Genomic DNA, 18,030 nt, shown 5'->3' with positions numbered 1-18,030 from the left:
CCTGCTTGCCTACTATCCATTCCCAAGGGGTCGAATGCCGGAGGATGTATGGGCTATTTGTCATGCAAGCCGCGTTCGGAGTTTTTCACTAAAAATCGGGCTTCCCGACTGCCGAAGCACCTTTTGGCAGGGGCCTTCTGCCTGACCGCAGTCTTCAGCGCCCCGGCATCTGCCCAACAGGTGTGTGAAAACGCCTACAAATATTTTGATGACCACAGCCACTGGAAGCGCGGCGTGGACGATGTGGTCGAGCCCAAGGTCATCCGTGAGAAGCGACGCCAGCTGAACGCGTGCGTAGCGGCCACATCAAATGATGTGAATAAGGGCAGGGCCCTCTCCATACTGGGGCACCTCAGCCTGGCGGAAGACAATTTCCAGGAAGCGATCCAGCTTTATCGCCGCACTCTGTCGGCCGCTAACTGGACGACCGATAGTGAAATCAGGTTTCGCGTCCATTTGATCGCTGCAATCTGGGAATCAAAAGATTACCGGGGCTACATCCGCGAGGCTTCCTATATGCTTTCCAATTTTGGTAGCCAGCTGGGTTACCGGCGGGAACTTCTCTATTCGCGTCGGGCTCAGGCGCACGAAAAGCTGGGCAACAAAAAGGCTGCCCTGTCCGACTTCCTGCAAAGTGGCCTTCTGGACGACAGCCCATTCGTGGCGGGCAGCATATCCAGCAGGCGTTCTGCGACTCAGCAGGCCTTGCGGATAATGCGGGAACAGTCTTGGCGGACCAGTTGCAGCGTTCTTGATGCCGGTGATTTTAATACCGGTAACGAGTTGACGAAACTTGACGACTGTCTGTCGTCAACCAACCTGCCGTCGATCGATAAGGCGCGAGCCTACCGGCTGCAATCTTTGCTCTATGACCGTGATAAAAAGCCAGACGCGTCATACCAGAGCCTGTTGAAGCTGATGCGGGTGCCTACAGACCTGCCAACATTCACCGATCTGGATCGCGGTGATCTCTTGTTCAAGAGTGCGAGCAGCAATAGCAGCATGATGCACCGGTTTCTGTTTCATATCATCCGGCAGGGCAATTTCAGCGACCTGTCGGCGCACATCCAGGATGTGGAAAGCAGCTACCGGACGTTCCTGGAAAAGGCATTGGCCAAAGGGTCTCCGCTGAATTCCAGCTATTCCTTTTACCAGCGTGAGACAAAGACAAGGGACGAGGAAATCGTCACGCGCTTTCTGTTGCCGTCCGTTGGATGGCTTATTCAAAACGGGGATGCGGGCCTTGATGTGGCCAGAGGTTTGCTGGACAGCCGTGTGTACAGGGTCAAGGACCCAAGTACAAAGGCGCGCCTTCTGATGTCGCGGGCAGACATCCACGTGCGCAAGCAGGATTTGGGGCAGGCCGATAAGGATTTCGCTGCCGTTCTGCCCTTGGCGATTGAGGCCGGGCTCAGGGGGCTTGGCCGGACTTCCCAGCGTATGCGGGCGCTGATCGCTGCCAATCAAGCGCGGTTCGGTGACGCCTTTGATTTGATGAACCAGTATTTTTCAGGCTTGTCAGACACCTGGCCAACCCAACCCACCAATGATCTGGTTGAGGCGCAGACCTTGCGCGCTGATTTTGCCGCCCGCGCGGGACTTGGTGATGAGGCGCGCAAGCATATTGATGTCCTGAAAGGCATTTATGAGCGTCATGGCCAGCCGTGTGAGCCTTGTGCCCAGATTGAGCAGAATATCGCCAACTGACCAGCAGCATTGGGAGGAATCGCATGAAAAAGATGGTCGGGTTGATTGCGATGGCGCTGATACTGGCGGGTTTGCCCGATCAAGCAGCATGGGGCAAAGACTTGACGCGGGATGAGGTCCGCCGCTGTATGGACTTCGGATATGACATCATGCGTGCAGAAGAGCGCCTGGAGCTTGGCGAGCGCGCGCAGCGCGACATCAACAGACGGTTGAACGGTACAACAAACCGCGACTATCAGCGCCAACTCACCCGGGACTACAACAAGGAAGTTCGCAAGCAAAGCCGCCGTATTGAAAATTACGAAGACTATCTGCTGCCACGTTTTAACAAGGACTGTGCCCGCCGGTCAGTCCAGACAAGCGATTATGAGCGGGTTTGCAACACGCAGGACCGGATGGAAAACCCCTTTTGCAGAAGCTTTCCTGACTTGGCCAATCGCGTCAAACGCAAGAACGGCTGGAAATGACCTTTGTGAAGCTCAGTGCAGAGGATGTCATCGCCCGCGATATCGTCGGGCGGCCGTTCCTGCACGAACAGGGGCAGTTCGTCTGCCGGGGATATGTGGCCGACTTCACCGTTGAGGGTGACTATTGGACTCTCAAGGTCCGGGACGTGGAGTGCCTGGATAAGATGGCTGGCCAGTGGCGTCATGACACAGACGCGGACGAATATGGCGGCAGCCTTTCACAGTATTGCTCGTTCGTGGAAGACACGATCGACGACATCATCTGCCTGTCGGGCTACGGCATGGAAATCAACGTGGGACCTGAATGTGACAGCCCCTGGAGTGAGATCGACTGGCCGGAGCTGGACGGCTATGAGGGCGGCCCGATGACGGGTAGGCTGAGCAAACGGGACAAGAAGAAGCGCCGGAAAAAACGGGGCTGAAGGTCAGGGTGAGACTATGAAAAATGCATCAACCATAGACTGGTGGAGCTGGCGCGGCTTTTTCTACACGTTTGTCAGCGGAATCTTTTGGTGGCTCCATTGGCGGCCAGCCCGCTTTCTGGTGACGTTGGCCTACCCCTTGGTTCTAGGGTTTGTCGAATATGCGTTGGCCCCCGAGCTTGCAGATGGTGGCGCTGAGCGCGATGTGGCTGCATGGTTCCCATACGCCTTGGTGGCATGGCCGGTGGTTATGGGATTTGTGCAAAGCGAGGCGGTCTATGGCCAGTATATTGAGCACCGTTCCAGGCTCGCTGGCACAGTCACTATTCTTCTTTTCGCAATCGCCTTCCTGCTCAGCAAGCCTGGGTATGAACTGCGCCACCAACTGGCAGCAGAGATACCGGTTGCGAGCATCGCTGCGGTTGTGCGGCCGCCGGTTGACTGGCGGGAGCTGAGAAAAGAATTCGATATGGAGAAAAAGCGTTTCGGCTTTGTCGATCAGCATGGTGTTTGGGTGCTGCCGCCAAAATATCTCCATATCATGGGCACGCTCACGGACTCCCGGTTCAGAAACAACCGTGCGCTGGCCGTACTGCCGAAGGATGACAGGGGCGGGAGTGATAACCGCATCACCTATATTGATTCAACAGGCAAAGCCATAACACCCTACTTCAAGGAGCTTTATGGTCGTCTGCCTGGCGGCAACCTTGCCTGTGTCGGTGTGGCGCCGGAGGAAGGGAAGGGGCTGGACCAAGAGGGTGTCATCAATATCGAGACGGGTGAGTGGGTTCATGGTCCTGGCCAGCCCACTTTCATGTATGAATCGAATTTTCGTGGCAGGCTGTGTCGCTATTTTGAAAAAGCGAAGGTGATGGTTATTGAACTGTCTGCTGAAGAGGCCAGCAAAGGTATTCCACGCCACCGGGCGGTCTTTTATGGCCGCGGCGACAGGAAGTTGTTTGAGAAAAGCATCGAGCTTCTCAGCATCCGCGGCGACAATTTCGTTGTGGACGACAAGATTTTGCGGACCTTCACAACATGTGTTGATGGAAGTGTTGGGCCGGAACGCGTGGAAAACCGTGAGTATCTGCTTGCCATGTATGATGGTGACGGCCGCAAGGTGTCAGAAATCCGTAGCACGCGCTTCAAGGCTTCCAAGTACAAATGCCCCTGAGGTTGACAAAGCTTAGCGATCAGCTGAAGCAGCCCATGGCAGAGCGGCTTTTTTTGTGGTGCCCGGGGTAGCTGTTATGACTGTTTTCTTTCGAGCAAAACCTGTCTGTATCAATTTCCCGCGGGACTGGCTCTGTTGATGGTACCCAAAAGCCATTCAATATGGTTGGAAATGCGTTCATAGTTTTCCGTCACTCCATAAATACCGGGGTAGGTTTCGTCTTGTTGAAACGAGCTTACACCAGCCAGAAATCTATGTTGGCCTTTGGTGATAAACGCCGGGCCGCCGCTATCTCCTGGCCCGCTGACGGCTTCAAACTCAACAGCCTTACCGGAATCTGGGGCGTCAAATCGGAACCTCAGTCTTTTGTCGGCTTCTTCGATGATATTGAAGCCTTGTCGAAACCTTCCATCCTTGACCAGAGCAGGATCAATGCCGTCACCGGTTCGCCCCCAGCCAAGGATGCTAATTCTTTTTCCTGTTTCATCCTGTTCTCTGTAAAGCCGGGCTGGTGCAACGCTCGTTACAGGTTTTTCCAGTTTTATCAGGGCCAGATCGGTAACGCCCTCCGATCCCACTCTTTCCGCATCCCAGCTGGGATGGAACACCAGCTGCTCGACCGACCGTTCTTCATGCCCAATGAGGATATTGTCACCTATTTTCGCATGTTCTGCGACATGCGCTGCCGTGACGATCCATTGTGGTGCGACCAGGGTGCCAACGGCACGTCCTTCCAGTAAGGGCACGACCTCCGCAAACATTTTTGGGTCTACAATGGCCTGCTTGGCGGGAGCCGCCTTCGTGACGATGATTGCACGTGCCGGGGCGCTTATGACGGCCAGAATGACAAAACAGCTGAAAAAGAATAGACGCATGAAATGGCTTCCTTGCTCCCGACAGGTTCTGGCTGCCCATGATGCTGCCTTGTCGCCTTCAGTCAAGGCAGACATTCGTTGGGTTTGGCGCAAGCAAGGAAAGCTGTTCAGGAACTTCTGACGTCAACAAAAAAGCCGCCCATGAAGGAGCGGCTTTTTTAAGTGGTGCCCGGGGGCGGATTCGAACCACCGACACGCGGATTTTCAAATGACTGTGTGGTTATAAAAAATAGTTATTTCAAGATGTTATACGGAACAAAAATTACTGTATATGGAACGTATCTTGTGGCGTCTGAAAGTTCATAAAGTGAACTTGCGCCGTCTTACCTGTTCTATGACGCTTGAACGCCTTGTCTCTCGACACCTTCCTTAATCCTGGTTACATTCCCTCTTCAATTCTCTGGGGAGGGGTTCCATTGGAAAAAGGTACTATTAGCAATTATCGCGGGCGTGCTGAGTTTACCGGCTTTGCCTTCGTTTTATTGCTTATCATTATTGTAACGGTATTGCCGTTTTTTGGGGAACTATTCAAACAGGACTCGGGCATGACCTTGGGTCTAGTGATTCACGGATTTCTGTATCTGGGTTGGTATGTGCTGTTTTGGCATCAAAGCCGCCTCGTCGGTGGTGGATATGTGAAGCGTCACAAGATGCTGGGCAAAATCAGTATCGCTTTTTTTACGCTATTATTGATCTCAGGCCTGCAGATGCTGGAAGCAGTGCGCGAAACCTATAGCGCAAGCTGGGAGCCCTGGTACCTTATCTCGCGGACCAGTTTTGTCGCCGCAATAACCCATACAACCGTATTCTTTGCGGCCTACTTTGTGCTTGCACTTTGGAAGCGTCGTGATCCCGCCTCCCATAAGCGATACATGTTGTTGGCATCGCTGTCCATGGTCGCTGCGTCTCTGACCCGCGTTGTCTATCTGCCGTTTGTTCCACTGGATGGAACAGCGTTGACGTTGCTTGGTACATTCGGCTTGTTTGCAGTGCCGATGGTAATGGACAAAAAAAAGCAAGGGCGTGTTCATCCAGTTTTAAAATGGGGAACGTTGGTCTATGTGATTACGCTGATCATCTCTATGGCTATCCTACCCGGAATGACGCAAATACAGAATTTGGCCTTTGGATTGTAAAATTTAGACCGGGTTCAGAGCAGGCCATGCCCACAAGCCGGCACTGTCAATCTAACTCATTACTCAGATCATATCGGGGTTAACCTTGGCGAATGGGCATCTCAATTCGTTAATGTTAATCTCCGCCAGTCGTTATCTAGTTGGGGTCCTTCGTTGTGTTCGTAATCCGCTTTCACTTCTACAGTTAGAGGAATTAATCTTTGCACGAGGGATTGATTGCCACCGTTACTCCATGCGCTAAACCTGCATTCTGTGAATGATCTGTATAAATGTGGGGTTGGTTTGCGCATGTTTGCAGTTAGGGGATTCCACAGCATTCAGTTGTGTAGAAGCTATTTCAGGGAAAATTGCATTATCGCCAGAAACGCAAAAGCCGCAGATGACTGCGGCTTTTTGAAGTGGTGCCCGGGGGCGGATTCGAACCACCGACACGCGGATTTTCAATCCGCTGCTCTACCAACTGAGCTACCCGGGCATACCATAAAACGGTACCATGTACCGCGTCAGCGAAGGCGCTTATAGGCAATAACTTTGGGCCTGTCCAGCGCTGAATCGAATTTTTTTAACCGCCAGGTTACGAAGGCTCGCCTTCACCAATGTCGTCCGGAATTTCCGTGTCGCCGGGCAGAGTATATTCCTCATTGAACCATTTGCCCAGGTCCACATCGGCGCAACGTTTCGAACAGAAGGGGCGGAATTTCACGATGGCAGGTTTGCCGCATTCGGGGCATTTGCTGCCGGTTTTTGTCATCTCATCCTGTTCAGTCATCTGCCTTTCCCTTTTATGCCCTGAGCCATACTGATGGCGTATCTGCCGTCTCGAACGCAATAGTGCGTCCGGTGGATTGCTGCAGCGATTCGGTAACATCCGCGCGCGCCTCGAACCAGGCCTTTGTGCCTTCGGGTGCTGCGATCACCAGCGTGCCGGGTTCCGCCCGGTTTGCTGTGCGGACGGCATCGCGCAGCAGCTGCAGGGCCTGTGCCTGCGCGCGTGCCCTGTGGGCCGTGCTTACCATCATGCGGTCGCGGAGGCTGAGGCCTGAGCGCTTGCGGTTGATCTCCATCAGGCCGAACTGCGACAGGCCTGTGTGCTGCACCGGTACTGTGTCGCCCTTGAAGGCCTCGTTCACCGTGTCCATCAGTTCCTTGGCGTGGCCCTTGGAGGACATATCGATGAAGTCCACCACCACCAGGCCACCAATATCCTGGAATCGCAGGTGCCAGGCTGTGGCCATGGCCGCTTCCATGTTGGTGATCAGCTTGGCTTCCGCAGCACTACGGCCCTTGAGCGCGCCACCCATATTCACATCCACAGCTGTCAGCGCCGGAGTGGGGGTGATGGAAATCCAGCCGCCCGAAGGCAGGTCGATCCGGGGCGCGAGGGCTTCCTCAACGGCTTCATTGACGCCGTATTCTTCAAATGCAGCACTTTCGCCCTTAAAGGGCTTCAAGCGCGCGGCCACATCGGGCCACAGGCGGGCTGCGACGGCTTTGGCGTCGGCGAGCGCACTGCCGCCTTCAACCAGAATATCGCTTTCACCGTGAGGCGCGGCCAAGAGCGCTTGCGCCTGCGGGCTGTGCGCGAACAGCAGGCCCGGCTTGTCGCTGTCGGCCGTGAGCGCATTCACCAGCATCTGGGCTTCCGCGGCCACGGCTTCCGGCGCCACGCTGCCCGCATGGCTGCGTACAATCACAGCGGCCTTTGAAGCGGCGTCGGTCAGGAGCGGTGTCAGGGTTTTCTGCGCCTTGGGGCCCAGGTCTTTCGAGAAATTCAGCCGCGCACCGCCTGTTTCAGCCACCACATAGCGGCCCAGGAGGCGCGGGCGGGCGGTGACCGGGAGCGCCTTGCCTTCAAGCGCGGACGGTTCCGACAGCACCTGCACCGTCAGCATGTCGCCTTCCCGAACACAGTCGCTGATGGTGTCGGCGCGGCCTTTCACCAGCTGTTTGGCGCGGCGGAAATTCATGGCGCCCGTCAGGCCGTCTCCCAAATCAAGGAAAGCGATCTCAAGCGTCGCGTCCACGCGGGTGACCCGGGCGCGGAAAATGGCGTCCAATGGGCTCAGGTCCGCATCGGTATGAAACTGGATGGTTTCGGGGAAGCCGTCCGCATCGATGGTGGCGCTGCGCCACTCAAGTAGGCCGGGCTCGATGATCGTGAAACCTGTCATTTTAATTCTGCTTCAGATGCGCGTTCAGCCAGCCGCCGACTTCAAAGAGCGGTAGCCCGACAACGCTGGAATAGGACCCGGAAAGAAACCGTACGTAGGTGGCAGCAAGTCCCTGGATGGCATAACCACCGGCCTTGCCGTCCCACTCGCCGCTCTCGATATAACGGTCGATGTCGGCGTCCGACAGGCGCTTGAAGGCGACAACGGTGGTGACCGATTTGGTCAGCTGTTTGCCGGAAGGCAGCACAATCGAGATGCCGGAAATCACTTTGTGGCGCCGGCCCGACAGCATCTTCAGGCACTTGCGGGCCGTGGCTTCGTCTTCCGCTTTCGGCAGAATGCGTTTGCCCACAGCCACGACCGTGTCTGCGGCAAGCACCAGTGCGTCCTTATGGTCGGGCGCAACTGCCGCCGCCTTCTCCCGCGCCAGTCTCTCGGCGTGGGGTTTGGGCAGTTCATCCCGATGTGGTGTCTCGTCAATGTGCGCGGGCGCGATCACGTCTGGTGTGACGCCGATTTGCGCCAAGAGATCCTGCCGCCGAGGGGATGCCGAGGCGAGGACGAGTGTTTGAGCTGTTTGGGTAGCTTGCGCGCCCCCTTGGGCGTCATGTGGGCGCACGGCCATCAGTTTCCAACCGATCTTATTTGAAACGGTAGGTGATGCGGCCTTTGGTCAGGTCGTATGGCGTCAGTTCAACCAGAACTTCGTCACCTGCCAGTACGCGGATACGGTTCTTGCGCATCTTGCCTGCGGTGTGACCCAGAATCTCGTGGCCGTTTTCAAGTTCTACACGGAACATGGCGTTTGGCAGCAGTTCGGTCACTTTGCCGCGCATCTCCAAAACTTCTTCTTTAGCCATTTTGTCTCCTTGTCATGGCTTTCAATTCGCGGACATACATGAAGCGTGTACCAATGAAATGCAACAATTTTGGCGAACTTGGGCCTAAAAAGTCGGCATTTTGTGCTGATTTTACCATGTCAGGCCGACATGTGTGACAAATTTACGGCCACAGGCCCCGCATGGGGCTGCGCTAGTAGGGGAAACGGTCGGCGATCCGGCATTCCAGATGATCACGCACCAGGCGGTAGCTATCCATGATCTGGTTGCGGTTGCCTTCGGCGTCGGATGGATCTGGCGTTGGCCAATATTCAAGCGCCACCTGTGCCGCAGAGGCATCCTTTTCAATATGGTCTTTGGCTTCCTTGGTCAGCGCCACGATCAGATCAAACGCATCCAATTTCACATCCGCCAGCGTCAGCGACTTGTGGTTTGAAATATCAATGCCTTCTTCCTTGAGGGCGGCGACAGAGAAGGGGTCGAGCGCTCCGGCGATCAGCCCGGCCGATTCGACAAACAGCCGCCGCTTCGAATGCTTGCTCGCCAGCGCTTCGGCCATCGGGCTCCTGACAGCATTCTGGTTGCACACAAACAGAACGCTTTTCACGGATTTCGGGGCTTCTGTCATCGGGGGCCCCTGTTTTCCTTGAGGTGCAACACGCACACCAGGGTGAACAGGCGCCGGGCGGTCTGCCGGTCTATTTTGATCTTGCCCTCAAGCCGTTCCTGCAAGAGTTCACTGCCTTGGTTATGCAGCCCGCGACGGCCCATGTCGATCGCTTCGATCTGGCTGGGGCTTGCGGTCTTGATCGCCTCATAATAGCTGTCACAGATGGCGAAATATTCGCGGATGATGCGCCGGAACGGCGTCATGGCCAGTCGGAAGCTCATCAGCAGGTCATCGTTCGTGGATTTCACGTCGAAGTTCAGGCGGCCCTCAATGGTTGCGAGCGTCAGCTTGTAGGGGCCCTCATAGGCCTCGTCGGCGGATTTCTCCAGCTCGAAGCTGTTTTCTTCCAAGAGGTCGAAGATGGCGATACGGCGTTCGTGCTCGACGTCCGCGCTCCAGCGCACGACCGTGCTTTCATCCAGTGTCACATCTACGAGCTTATGATTCGCCATGGGCTATTTATTAAAGCCTTTAAGCCTGATGGCAACCGAAAGCGCGTGCGCGCCCAAACCTTCCTCTTCGGCAAGGCGTACAGCAGACGGGCCGATGGCCTGAAGGCTGGCTTCCGTGCAGCCCACAAATGTAGTGCGTTTCATGAAGTCATAGACGCTGAGGCCGGAGGAGAATCTGGCCGCGCGCGCTGTGGGCAGCACGTGGTTCGGGCCTGCCACATAATCGCCGATGGCTTCAGGCGTATAGCGGCCCAGGAAGATGGCGCCCGCGTTGCGCACTTGCCCGGCAAATGCGTCGGCGTCGTCCATGGCCAGCTCAAGGTGTTCAGGCGCCAGCCGGTTCACCAGCGGCACGGCATCCAGAAGCTTGTCGACGATGACGATGGCGCCATAGTCTGTCCAGGAGGCCAGCGCGATATCGCGGCGCTCGAGGCTTGCAAGGTGGTCCTCGACGGCGGCCATCACCTGGCGAGCGTAAGTTTCATCATCGGTGATCAGAATCGATTGTGCCGCCGTGTCATGTTCGGCCTGGCTCAGAAGGTCCGCCGCGATCCAGCGCGGGTCATTCTTGTTGTCGGCCACCACCAGAATTTCTGATGGACCAGCAATGGTATCGATCCCCACCTTGCCGAACACCTGCCGCTTTGCTTCGGCGACAAAGGCATTGCCGGGGCCAACGATCTTGTCGACGGGCGCGATCGTCTCTGTGCCGTAAGCAAGTGCGGCAACGGCCTGCGCGCCGCCGATGCGGTAAATCTCGGTCACGCCCGCCAGCTTGGCTGCCGCCAGCACCAGCGGGTTCAGCACGTCATCGGGGGTGGGCACAACCATCACCACCCGGTCCACGCCTGCAACAGACGCCGGGATGGCGTTCATCAGCACGCTGGATGGGTAGCTTGCGGTGCCGCCAGGTACATAAAGGCCCGCGGCTTCAACCGCCTGCCAGGTCTGGCCCAGCCGCACGCCCACGTCGTCAGTATAATCCAGATCGTCCGGGATCTGTTTTGCGTGGAACGCGCGGATGCGCGCGGCGGCCACTTCGAGCGCTGCCATGGTCTCAGCGTCCACCTGCGCGCAGGCGGCTTCCACCTCTACGTCGGTGATGGCGAGGCCCTTGGTGCGCGCGTCGAACCGGTCGAACTTGGTCGTCAGGTCATAAAGCGCGTCATCGCCGCGGTCCTGCACGTCCCGGAGGATGTCGGTGACCACGTCGCGCACGTCTGTGGTGGTTTCCCGCTTGGCCGAGAGGAGGTCTTTGAAGGCGGCCTCGAAATCAGCCGCGCTACTTTTAAGAATTTGTGCCATTTTGCACAGCCTCCCTGAAGCGGTCGATCCAGTAACTGATTTCGCGCGGACGCGTTTTGAACGCCGGGCGATGCACCACGAGGCGCGAGGTGATGTGCGTCAGCACTTCCACTTCCTTCAGCTGATTGGCGCGCAAGGTGCCGCCGGTGGACACCAGGTCGACGATACGGCGCGAGAGCCCGAGCTGAGGGGCCAGTTCCATCGCACCATTCAGCTTGATGCATTCGGCCTGCACGCCGCGCTCGGCATAATATTGCCGTGTCAGGTTCGGGTATTTGGTGGCCACGCGAATGTGGGACCACTCGCGTGGGTCTTCTGTGGCTTCGTCCTCGGGCATCGCCAGGGACAGGCGGCAGTGGCCAATATCCAGGTCGAGCGGCGAGTAGAGGTCCGAATAGCCAAATTCCTGCAACACGTCATTGCCGACAACCGCCAGATGGGCGGCGCCGAAGGCAACAAACGTGGCGGCGTCGAACGCGCGCACCCGGATGATCGAAAGGTTCGGGATGTTGGTGTCGAACTGCAGGGCGCGGGATTTGGGGTCGTCAAACGCGGCTTCCGGATGGATACCGGCAGCTTTCACGAGTGGCATGACTTCCTCGAGAATGCGGCCCTTCGGCAGGGCAAGTACCAGTTTGTCTGTGAGTTCCATCGGTCAGTTCCGGTTCGGTTTTTAAAAAAGAAAAAAAGGGGCCGCGCATGCAGCCGGGGTGGATTTAGTCCGCATGATGGGGGCGTTCAAGCGCTTCCCACTCATCACCCATGTCAGAAAGCGTGGCGTCAATGCATTCTGCCGTCAGGCGAATGCTGGCGCCGCCGGCAAAATTCAGCATGATGAAATAGTCGTCGCCGTTTTCGTGAGCCTCGATATCCAGAAGTTCGAGCACAGTATCCTCGGCCTTGATGTCAATGCCGTGAAGCTTGGCGGCCAGAATGCCGTCCATGTGGAAACCGGTGCGCACGCGCTCACCTTTTGGGCGGAGGAACTTGCGCTTCTTTTCCCAGCGGAACCGGTTGCCCACGAAAGCGAAACGATGCTCCTTGGGCAGCCAGGCAATGTCGCCCACGCGCACGGTGGTATCCTGCAAAAGGCCCGACATGATGGTCAGGTCCTCTTCCGTCTGGCTGATCAGTTTCAGGGCATCACTCATAGGTCACATGTTCCAATCTTCAGAATCGACTGCAATGTAGGCGGCATGCCCCATGGCTTCAAGTGGTTTCCCATTAAGGAAGCGCGCAGAAAATCTATTGGAAGCGTGCGGTGGGGTCAGTCGGGCATGCGCTCGACGTTGGCGCCGACGGCCTTGAGTTTCTCCTCAAGCCGCTCATACCCCCGGTCCAGGTGATACAGCCGGCGGATTTCCGTCTTGCCGTTTGCCACAAGGGCGGCGAGCGCGAGGCTCATACTGGCCCTGAGGTCAGTGGCCATCACGGGCGCGCCTTTCAGCGCCTCCACACCGCGCACCGTGGCGCTTGAGCCGGTCACCGTGATGTCCGCGCCCAGGCGGCACAGTTCCGGCACGTGCATGAAGCGGTTCTCGAAAATGGCTTCGGTGATCACGCTGGCACCGTCTGCCACGCACGCCAGCGCCATGAACTGGGCCTGCATGTCGGTGGCGAAACCGGGGAAGGGTTGGGTGACGATATTGAAACCGTGGATGTGGCCGTTGGATTTCACCCGTATGCCGCCGTCCTCAACGCTCACGATGCCGCCAGCTTCCTCAAGCTTATCAAGCGTCGCCTGCATGTCGTGTGCGCGCGCACCTTCAAGGAACAGGTTGCCGCGGGTCATCAGGGCCGCGACAGCGTAGGAGCCCGCCTCAACTCGGTCGGGCATCACTTCATGCTCAGCGCCATGCAGGCGGTCCACGCCCTCGACCGTGATGGTCTCGTGCCCGGCGCCCTCAATCTTGGCGCCCATGGCATTCAGGCAGGCCGCAAGGTCTGCGATCTCGGGTTCTCGCGCAGCGTTTTCAATCACCGTTGTGCCCTTGGCCAGCGTGGCGGCCATCAGCGCATTTTCCGTGGCGCCGACAGACACAAACGGGAAGCGGATATTGCCGCCTTTGAGGCCCTTCGGGGCGGAAGCGCGCACATAGCCTTCCGCCACGTCGATCTCTGCGCCCAGTGCCGTGAGCGCCTTGAGGTGCAAATCGATCGGGCGGGTGCCGATGGCACAGCCGCCGGGCAAACTCACGATCGCTTCACCGGCGCGGGCGACAAGGGGCCCCAGCACCAGGATGGAGGCGCGCATCTTGCGCACGAAATCATAGGGCGCCACCGTGTCGTTGATCTGGCCAGCGTCAAACGTGAGGCTGCGGCCCGCGATACGGCCGCCCCGCCCGCCCGCCATGGTGACGGTGACACCCATGTGATTGAGAAGGTCTGCGAGCGTGGTGATGTCCGCCAGTCGCGGCATGTTATGAAGCGTCAGGGGTTCGGACGACAGCAGGGACGCACACATGAGCTTGAGCGCGGAGTTTTTCGCGCCTGAAATGGGAACCACGCCTTCAAGCCTGTTCCCGCCCTCAATAACCAGTTTGTCCATCTGTCTATGTGCCCTTTTCAACAATACTCAACTGAAGGCAAAACTTGGCCTTCAATAAAGGCATCTTAACGGCGCCGGAGTGCCCGTGTTTGGGCAAACAAATTAAAGCTTCGGCAGGGTAACGCCGGTCTGGCCCTGATATTTGCCTGCGCGGTCGCTGTAGGCGGTCTCGCACGGCTCATTGCCCTGCAGGAACAGGAACTGGCAGGCGCCTTCGTTGGCGTAGATTTTCGCGGGCAATGGCGTGGTGTTCGAGAACTCCAGCGTCACATGGCCTTCCCAGCCGGGCTCGAGCGGTGTCACATTCACGATGATGCCGCAGCGGGCGTAGGTGGATTTGCCAAGGCAGATCACCAGCACGTCTTTCGGGATGCGGAAATATTCAACCGTGCGCGCCAGCGCGAAACTGTTCGGCGGGATGATGCACACGTCCGTGTCGCGGTCGACAAAGCTTTTCGGGGAAAAGTCCTTGGGGTCGACAATGGCCGAGTCCACATTGGTGAAAATCTTGAACTCGGGCGCCACGCGGGCGTCATAGCCGTAGGACGATAACCCGTATGAGATGTTATCCTTCCTGACCTGCCCGTCTACAAACGGTTCGATCATGCCGTGCTGTTGTGACATTTCGCGAATCCATTTATCGGACATGATGGCCATTGGCGTCTCCCCTGAGTGACATCTGGTTGCCTGTTTCCCCAACCCACCGGGGCACAGCTATTTTTGGCATTAGTAAGCCAATCGCTTGTGCGCGACAAGCGTTAAACCTACCAGATATGGGAATTGTTGAGGGGGCTTTTAGCTGTCCGGGAAAAAGCTGAGATCGGACGGCTATTTAGTCGCCTGATCAGTCTTCTGTCTTGCGTGTCCGCTGCTGTTCCTTGCGGCGGCGCAGGTTGGCGCGCAGGGCTTCGGCCAGCCGGGCCTGCTTTTCGGCATCCTTCAGCTTGCCCGAATCCTGTTTCACAGGGACGTCTTGTTTGGTCTTTTCGCTCATGTGCCCACATTTGCGCCAATCAGCCGAGATTTTCAAGATTGAATGTGTACGGAAATTACTTATTGACTCATGCCTAGGGCGCTTATAGAAGATCGCTCGCAAGACGTGGCCTGCTGCTGTAGCTCAGGGGTAGAGCACTCCCTTGGTAAGGGAGAGGTCGGAAGTTCAAATCTTCTCAGCAGCACCACGCTTCGTTTCCCCGACAATTTAATCTCACTGCCTCGCTCAGGAACGCTTGTGCGGCCCGCATATCTTTATATTGAATTTGCCCGCGTGAGCCTCTATGCATGGCGCACGCGATGGTTCTGTTGCCCGTTAGGGTAAGAGCGAAGAGGGAATGCGGTAAGTCCCCCGAAAAGGAAGGGCAAATCCGCAGCTGTGCCCGCAACTGTATGTGTGGAGTGTCCCCCGAAGGGCCCACTGGTGAAAACCGGGAAGGGCGGGGAGCACGGTGAGACACAAGCCAGGAGACCTGCCATCCGGTCGCCCATTTCTCTGGTCGGGTCAACCATGGGAAGCGGATTTCCGTACCGGCGACAAGGTCGTTGCTGTGTGCGGAGCTTGTCCCTCTCTCGTCTGACAATCTCCATTTCTGCAGCTGTTGTTTTACGGGCCTCAAAGAGGCCGAAAATGGAGCCTGTCCATGTCCAGACTATCCCCTCTGAAGGCGCTTCTGGTTGCCACCAGCGCCCTTACATATGTGCCTGCAGCCAGTGCGCAGGATGAAGATATCGAAGAATTTGTCGTAACCGCGGGTCGCCGCACGCAACCGATTAGCGAAGTGGCCAAAAGCATCGCGGTGCTGAGTGAAGCCGAGCTTGTTGAGCGCCAGTACCAGTATGTTGTTGACGCGCTGCAAAGCCTGCCGGGCGTGGCCATCAACCAGAATGGCACCTTCGGCGGAGTGGCAACGGTCACCATCCGTGGTGGGTCGTCCGACCAGACCGTGATCCTGATCGACGGCGTGCAGGTGAATGACCCGTCCCAGCCGGGTGGTGGCTTCAACTTTTCAACCCTTGACCCGAACGGCATTGAGCGTATCGAGGTGCTGCGTGGCCCGCAGGCGGTGCTTTACGGTTCCGATGCCATCGGCGGCGTGATCAATATCATCACCAAGTCCGGCCAGGACGGTTTCGCGGGCGAGGCCTTCGGCGAATATGGCGCCTTTGAGAGCAAGCGTATTGGCGGTTCCGTGCGTGGTGGCAGTGACCGGATGAACTTCAACCTCAGTGCCTCTTATTTCGATACAGATGGCATTTCTGCAGCAGATAGCGGCACGGAAACTGACGGCTATGAAAGTCTGACGGTTCGCGGCAAGGTGCGCACCAAGCTGAGCGACGGGTTCAGCTTCGATGTGACCACCAGCTATACCGACACCGAAAGCGACTATGACGGCTTCACCCTCAGAGACGACTTCACCTATGGCCTGGCCGACACGGAGGACAGCAGCAAGTCAGAAGAATTTTCCGTCGCGGGCCGTGCGTATATCGACCTGATGGACGGTCGCCTGTCGAACACGCTGTCGGTGGAATATTCATCCATCCAGCGCGACAATTTTAACGCAGGCATCTTCAGCTTTGGGGCTGAAGGGGAGCGCTTGAACTTCGATTATCTGGGTGTGTTGGAAGTGGCCGACGGCTGGACGCTGACAGCAGGTGCCCAGCATGAGGTGACCGAAGCCAAGTCGCAGGACCCGGAGCCCATCTCAACCGACAGTATCTTCGGTATCCTTTCTTATGATGGTATCGACGGCCTGACAGTGTCCGGCGGCGTGCGGGTGGATGACCATGAAACTTTCGGTTCCACCACCAATGGTGAACTGAACGCGTCTTACCAGTTTGAAGGCACGGGCACGCAGATTACCGCGGCCTGGAGCGAAGGCTTCAAGGCGCCGACCATCTTCCACCTGACCTTCGCATGCTGCGGCTTCGATTCCAATGTCGCACAGGCGGAAGCATTGCCTGAACTGGCGTTGAAGCCCGAGCGGTCCAATAGCTGGGAAGTTGGCTTCAAGCAGCCATTCCTCGATGGCCGCGCGACCTTTGGGGCGACCTACTTCAATCAGGATATTGATGACCTGATCACCTTCACCTTCGCCGACGGCTACCGCAATATTGCGGAAACCAGCGCCAAGGGTGTGGAGCTGGAGCTGACGGCCGACCTGACAGATGCCATCAACCTGAGCGCCAACTATACCTATAATTCGGCCCGCGATCTGACAGCTGACCAGCAGCTGGCACGCAAGCCGAAGAATGAGGCTTTCGCGGCGCTCAACTGGCAGGTAACGGACCGGCTGACCACCAATGTGAGCATCACGCTGAACGGCAAGGAACATGACACCAGCGTCAATTTCGAGACCGGTGAGCGCGAAGTGGTGGACGCCTGGACCCGCGTGGACCTGAGCGCTGCATACAAGCTGACGGATACGATTGAGCTGTTCGGCCGGGTCGATAATCTGTTCGATGAAGAGTATCAGCAGGTTCTGGGGTATGGCACGCCAGGCATTTCCGCTTATGTGGGTGTTCGCGCCCGCTTCTAGGGGGTAACATGATCCGGGGTTGCCTGTGGGCAGCCTCGGCACTCTCCAACTGTGAAGGACACACGATGACTGACAGGTCAAAAACGGACGCCGACCTTCACAAGGAAAAGATGAAGGCCCAGCAGGCAGAGCATCGCGCCAAAATGCGCGAGCGCAAGACAGCCGACCGTGGCCTGCTGCTGATTCACACGGGTAACGGCAAGGGTAAATCCACGGCCGGCTTCGGTACCGTGATCCGGGCGCTTGGCTGGGGCCACAAGGTGGCGATTGTCCAATATGTGAAGGGTGCGTGGCGCACGGGCGAGAAAGAGTTCTTCGACCGTTTCCCGGACCTGGTGGACATGCATGTGATGGGCGACGGCTTCACCTGGGACACGCAGGACAAGGAGCGTGATATCGCCTCCGCGCGTGCCGCGTGGGAGAAAAGCTGTGCGCTGATGCAGTGCGGCGACTATGACCTGGTGATGCTTGATGAACTGAATATCGTGCTCCGGAACGACTATCTGCCGCTTGAAGAAGTGCTGACTGGTGTACGTGCAAGGGACGCCCGGACCAGTGTGATCATCACGGGGCGGAATGCGCCAGACGCCTTGATGAAGGAAGCCGACCTGGTCACAGACATGACGCAGGTGAAGCACCCTTTTGATGCGGGTATCAAGGCCAAGCAGGGCGTTGATTTTTAACTTTCGCTCGAAGCTGCTGTTGATTTTAACCCACTTCCCATACGCCTG

The 18,030-nt window shown here is 57.3% G+C and carries 19 protein-coding genes, 2 tRNA genes and 1 riboswitch; of the genes, 8 read left to right on the top strand and 13 right to left on the bottom strand.

All coding sequences use genetic code 11. The features are described 5' to 3' along the window. Positions 1 to 123: 123 nt before the first annotated feature. Genes KORLAC_RS15470 through KORLAC_RS15455 form a run of 4 tightly spaced genes read left to right on the top strand, consistent with a single transcriptional unit; the run spans position 124 to position 3,770 of the window. Positions 124 to 1,707: a hypothetical protein gene (locus KORLAC_RS15470; protein ID WP_139167402.1), complete on the top strand. Its 1,584-nt coding sequence runs from the start codon at positions 124 to 126 to the stop codon at positions 1,705 to 1,707. Positions 1,708 to 1,730: 23 nt separating this feature from the next. Next, positions 1,731 to 2,174, top strand: a complete 444-nt coding sequence (locus KORLAC_RS15465; protein WP_068308120.1) for a hypothetical protein — start codon at positions 1,731 to 1,733, stop codon at positions 2,172 to 2,174. Further along, on the top strand, positions 2,171 to 2,596 hold the full coding sequence (locus KORLAC_RS15460; protein ID WP_068308118.1) for a hypothetical protein: 426 nt from the start codon (positions 2,171 to 2,173) through the stop codon (positions 2,594 to 2,596). The genes KORLAC_RS15465 and KORLAC_RS15460 overlap by 4 nt, the downstream gene beginning before the upstream one ends. A 16-nt stretch (positions 2,597 to 2,612) precedes the next feature. Further along, entirely contained in the window at positions 2,613 to 3,770 is a 1,158-nt protein-coding gene (locus KORLAC_RS15455) for a hypothetical protein (RefSeq protein ID WP_068308115.1), read from the top strand. Positions 3,771 to 3,880: 110 nt separating this feature from the next. On the opposite strand, the gene KORLAC_RS15450 is transcribed toward KORLAC_RS15455, so the two are convergent. Continuing rightward, positions 3,881 to 4,645 (bottom strand): S1 family peptidase, encoded by a 765-nt coding sequence (locus KORLAC_RS15450; RefSeq protein ID WP_068308111.1) that lies wholly within the window; start codon positions 4,643 to 4,645, stop codon positions 3,881 to 3,883. A 416-nt stretch (positions 4,646 to 5,061) separates the two neighbouring features. Here KORLAC_RS15450 and KORLAC_RS15445 point away from each other — a divergent pair, with 416 nt between their 5' ends. Continuing rightward, positions 5,062 to 5,781 (top strand): hypothetical protein, encoded by a 720-nt coding sequence (locus KORLAC_RS15445; RefSeq protein WP_068308108.1) that lies wholly within the window; start codon positions 5,062 to 5,064, stop codon positions 5,779 to 5,781. A gap of 399 nt (positions 5,782 to 6,180) precedes the next feature. On the opposite strand, the gene KORLAC_RS15440 is transcribed toward KORLAC_RS15445, so the two are convergent. The 12 genes from KORLAC_RS15440 to dcd form a co-directional block, all read right to left on the bottom strand. Further along, positions 6,181 to 6,256, bottom strand: a tRNA-Phe gene (locus tag KORLAC_RS15440). A 99-nt stretch (positions 6,257 to 6,355) separates the two neighbouring features. Then, the gene (locus KORLAC_RS15435) at positions 6,356 to 6,532 is read right to left on the bottom strand and encodes a DNA gyrase inhibitor YacG (protein ID WP_074519289.1); all 177 of its coding nucleotides are present in this window, start codon (positions 6,530 to 6,532) and stop codon (positions 6,356 to 6,358) included. A gap of 31 nt (positions 6,533 to 6,563) precedes the next feature. Further along, positions 6,564 to 7,952: a ribonuclease E/G gene (locus KORLAC_RS15430; RefSeq protein WP_068308103.1), complete on the bottom strand. Its 1,389-nt coding sequence runs from the start codon at positions 7,950 to 7,952 to the stop codon at positions 6,564 to 6,566. 1 nt (position 7,953) lies between these two features. Continuing rightward, entirely contained in the window at positions 7,954 to 8,577 is a 624-nt protein-coding gene (locus KORLAC_RS15425) for a Maf family protein (protein ID WP_068308100.1), read from the bottom strand. A 16-nt stretch (positions 8,578 to 8,593) separates the two neighbouring features. Continuing rightward, positions 8,594 to 8,812 carry a translation initiation factor IF-1 gene (infA, locus tag KORLAC_RS15420; RefSeq protein WP_068150598.1) on the bottom strand — a complete coding sequence of 73 codons (219 nt, stop codon included), beginning with the start codon at positions 8,810 to 8,812 and terminating at the stop codon, positions 8,594 to 8,596. A 172-nt stretch (positions 8,813 to 8,984) separates the two neighbouring features. Further along, positions 8,985 to 9,419 carry an arsenate-mycothiol transferase ArsC gene (locus tag KORLAC_RS15415; protein WP_068308097.1) on the bottom strand — a complete coding sequence of 145 codons (435 nt, stop codon included), beginning with the start codon at positions 9,417 to 9,419 and terminating at the stop codon, positions 8,985 to 8,987. After that, positions 9,416 to 9,913 carry a UPF0262 family protein gene (locus KORLAC_RS15410; RefSeq protein ID WP_068308094.1) on the bottom strand — a complete coding sequence of 166 codons (498 nt, stop codon included), beginning with the start codon at positions 9,911 to 9,913 and terminating at the stop codon, positions 9,416 to 9,418. Before KORLAC_RS15410 ends, KORLAC_RS15415 begins: the two co-directional genes overlap by 4 nt. A 3-nt stretch (positions 9,914 to 9,916) precedes the next feature. Beyond that, the gene (gene hisD, locus KORLAC_RS15405) at positions 9,917 to 11,218 is read right to left on the bottom strand and encodes a histidinol dehydrogenase (RefSeq protein WP_068308091.1); all 1,302 of its coding nucleotides are present in this window, start codon (positions 11,216 to 11,218) and stop codon (positions 9,917 to 9,919) included. Next, positions 11,202 to 11,870: an ATP phosphoribosyltransferase gene (gene hisG / locus KORLAC_RS15400; protein ID WP_068308088.1), complete on the bottom strand. Its 669-nt coding sequence runs from the start codon at positions 11,868 to 11,870 to the stop codon at positions 11,202 to 11,204. The genes hisD and hisG overlap by 17 nt, the downstream gene beginning before the upstream one ends. 64 nt (positions 11,871 to 11,934) lie before the next feature. Next, positions 11,935 to 12,369, bottom strand: a complete 435-nt coding sequence (locus KORLAC_RS15395; RefSeq protein WP_068308085.1) for a DUF2948 family protein — start codon at positions 12,367 to 12,369, stop codon at positions 11,935 to 11,937. 116 nt (positions 12,370 to 12,485) lie between these two features. After that, complete coding sequence (gene murA / locus KORLAC_RS15390; protein WP_068308082.1) at positions 12,486 to 13,766, bottom strand: UDP-N-acetylglucosamine 1-carboxyvinyltransferase; 1,281 nt, start codon at positions 13,764 to 13,766, stop codon at positions 12,486 to 12,488. A gap of 102 nt (positions 13,767 to 13,868) precedes the next feature. Continuing rightward, the gene (gene dcd, locus KORLAC_RS15385) at positions 13,869 to 14,423 is read right to left on the bottom strand and encodes a dCTP deaminase (RefSeq protein ID WP_068308079.1); all 555 of its coding nucleotides are present in this window, start codon (positions 14,421 to 14,423) and stop codon (positions 13,869 to 13,871) included. Positions 14,424 to 14,872: 449 nt separating this feature from the next. Here dcd and KORLAC_RS15380 point away from each other — a divergent pair. From KORLAC_RS15380 to cobO, 3 genes are all read left to right on the top strand, one after another. Continuing rightward, positions 14,873 to 14,947, top strand: a tRNA-Thr gene (locus KORLAC_RS15380). 95 nt (positions 14,948 to 15,042) lie between these two features. After that, positions 15,043 to 15,254, top strand: a riboswitch (cobalamin riboswitch). Positions 15,255 to 15,403: 149 nt separating this feature from the next. Beyond that, positions 15,404 to 17,299, top strand: coding sequence for a TonB-dependent receptor plug domain-containing protein (locus KORLAC_RS15375; RefSeq protein WP_068308076.1), 1,896 nt, complete (start codon positions 15,404 to 15,406; stop codon positions 17,297 to 17,299). 65 nt (positions 17,300 to 17,364) lie between these two features. Continuing rightward, the gene (gene cobO, locus KORLAC_RS15370; protein ID WP_068308073.1) at positions 17,365 to 17,982 is read left to right on the top strand and encodes a cob(I)yrinic acid a,c-diamide adenosyltransferase; all 618 of its coding nucleotides are present in this window, start codon (positions 17,365 to 17,367) and stop codon (positions 17,980 to 17,982) included. Positions 17,983 to 18,030: the final 48 nt, after the last annotated feature.

The sequence above is a fragment of the Kordiimonas lacus genome (assembly GCF_001550055.1).
In the GTDB taxonomy this organism is placed as follows: Bacteria; Pseudomonadota; Alphaproteobacteria; order Sphingomonadales; family Kordiimonadaceae; genus Kordiimonas; species Kordiimonas lacus.
Note: the sequence above shows the minus strand (reverse complement) of the source record. Positions and strands in the feature narration are given on the sequence as shown.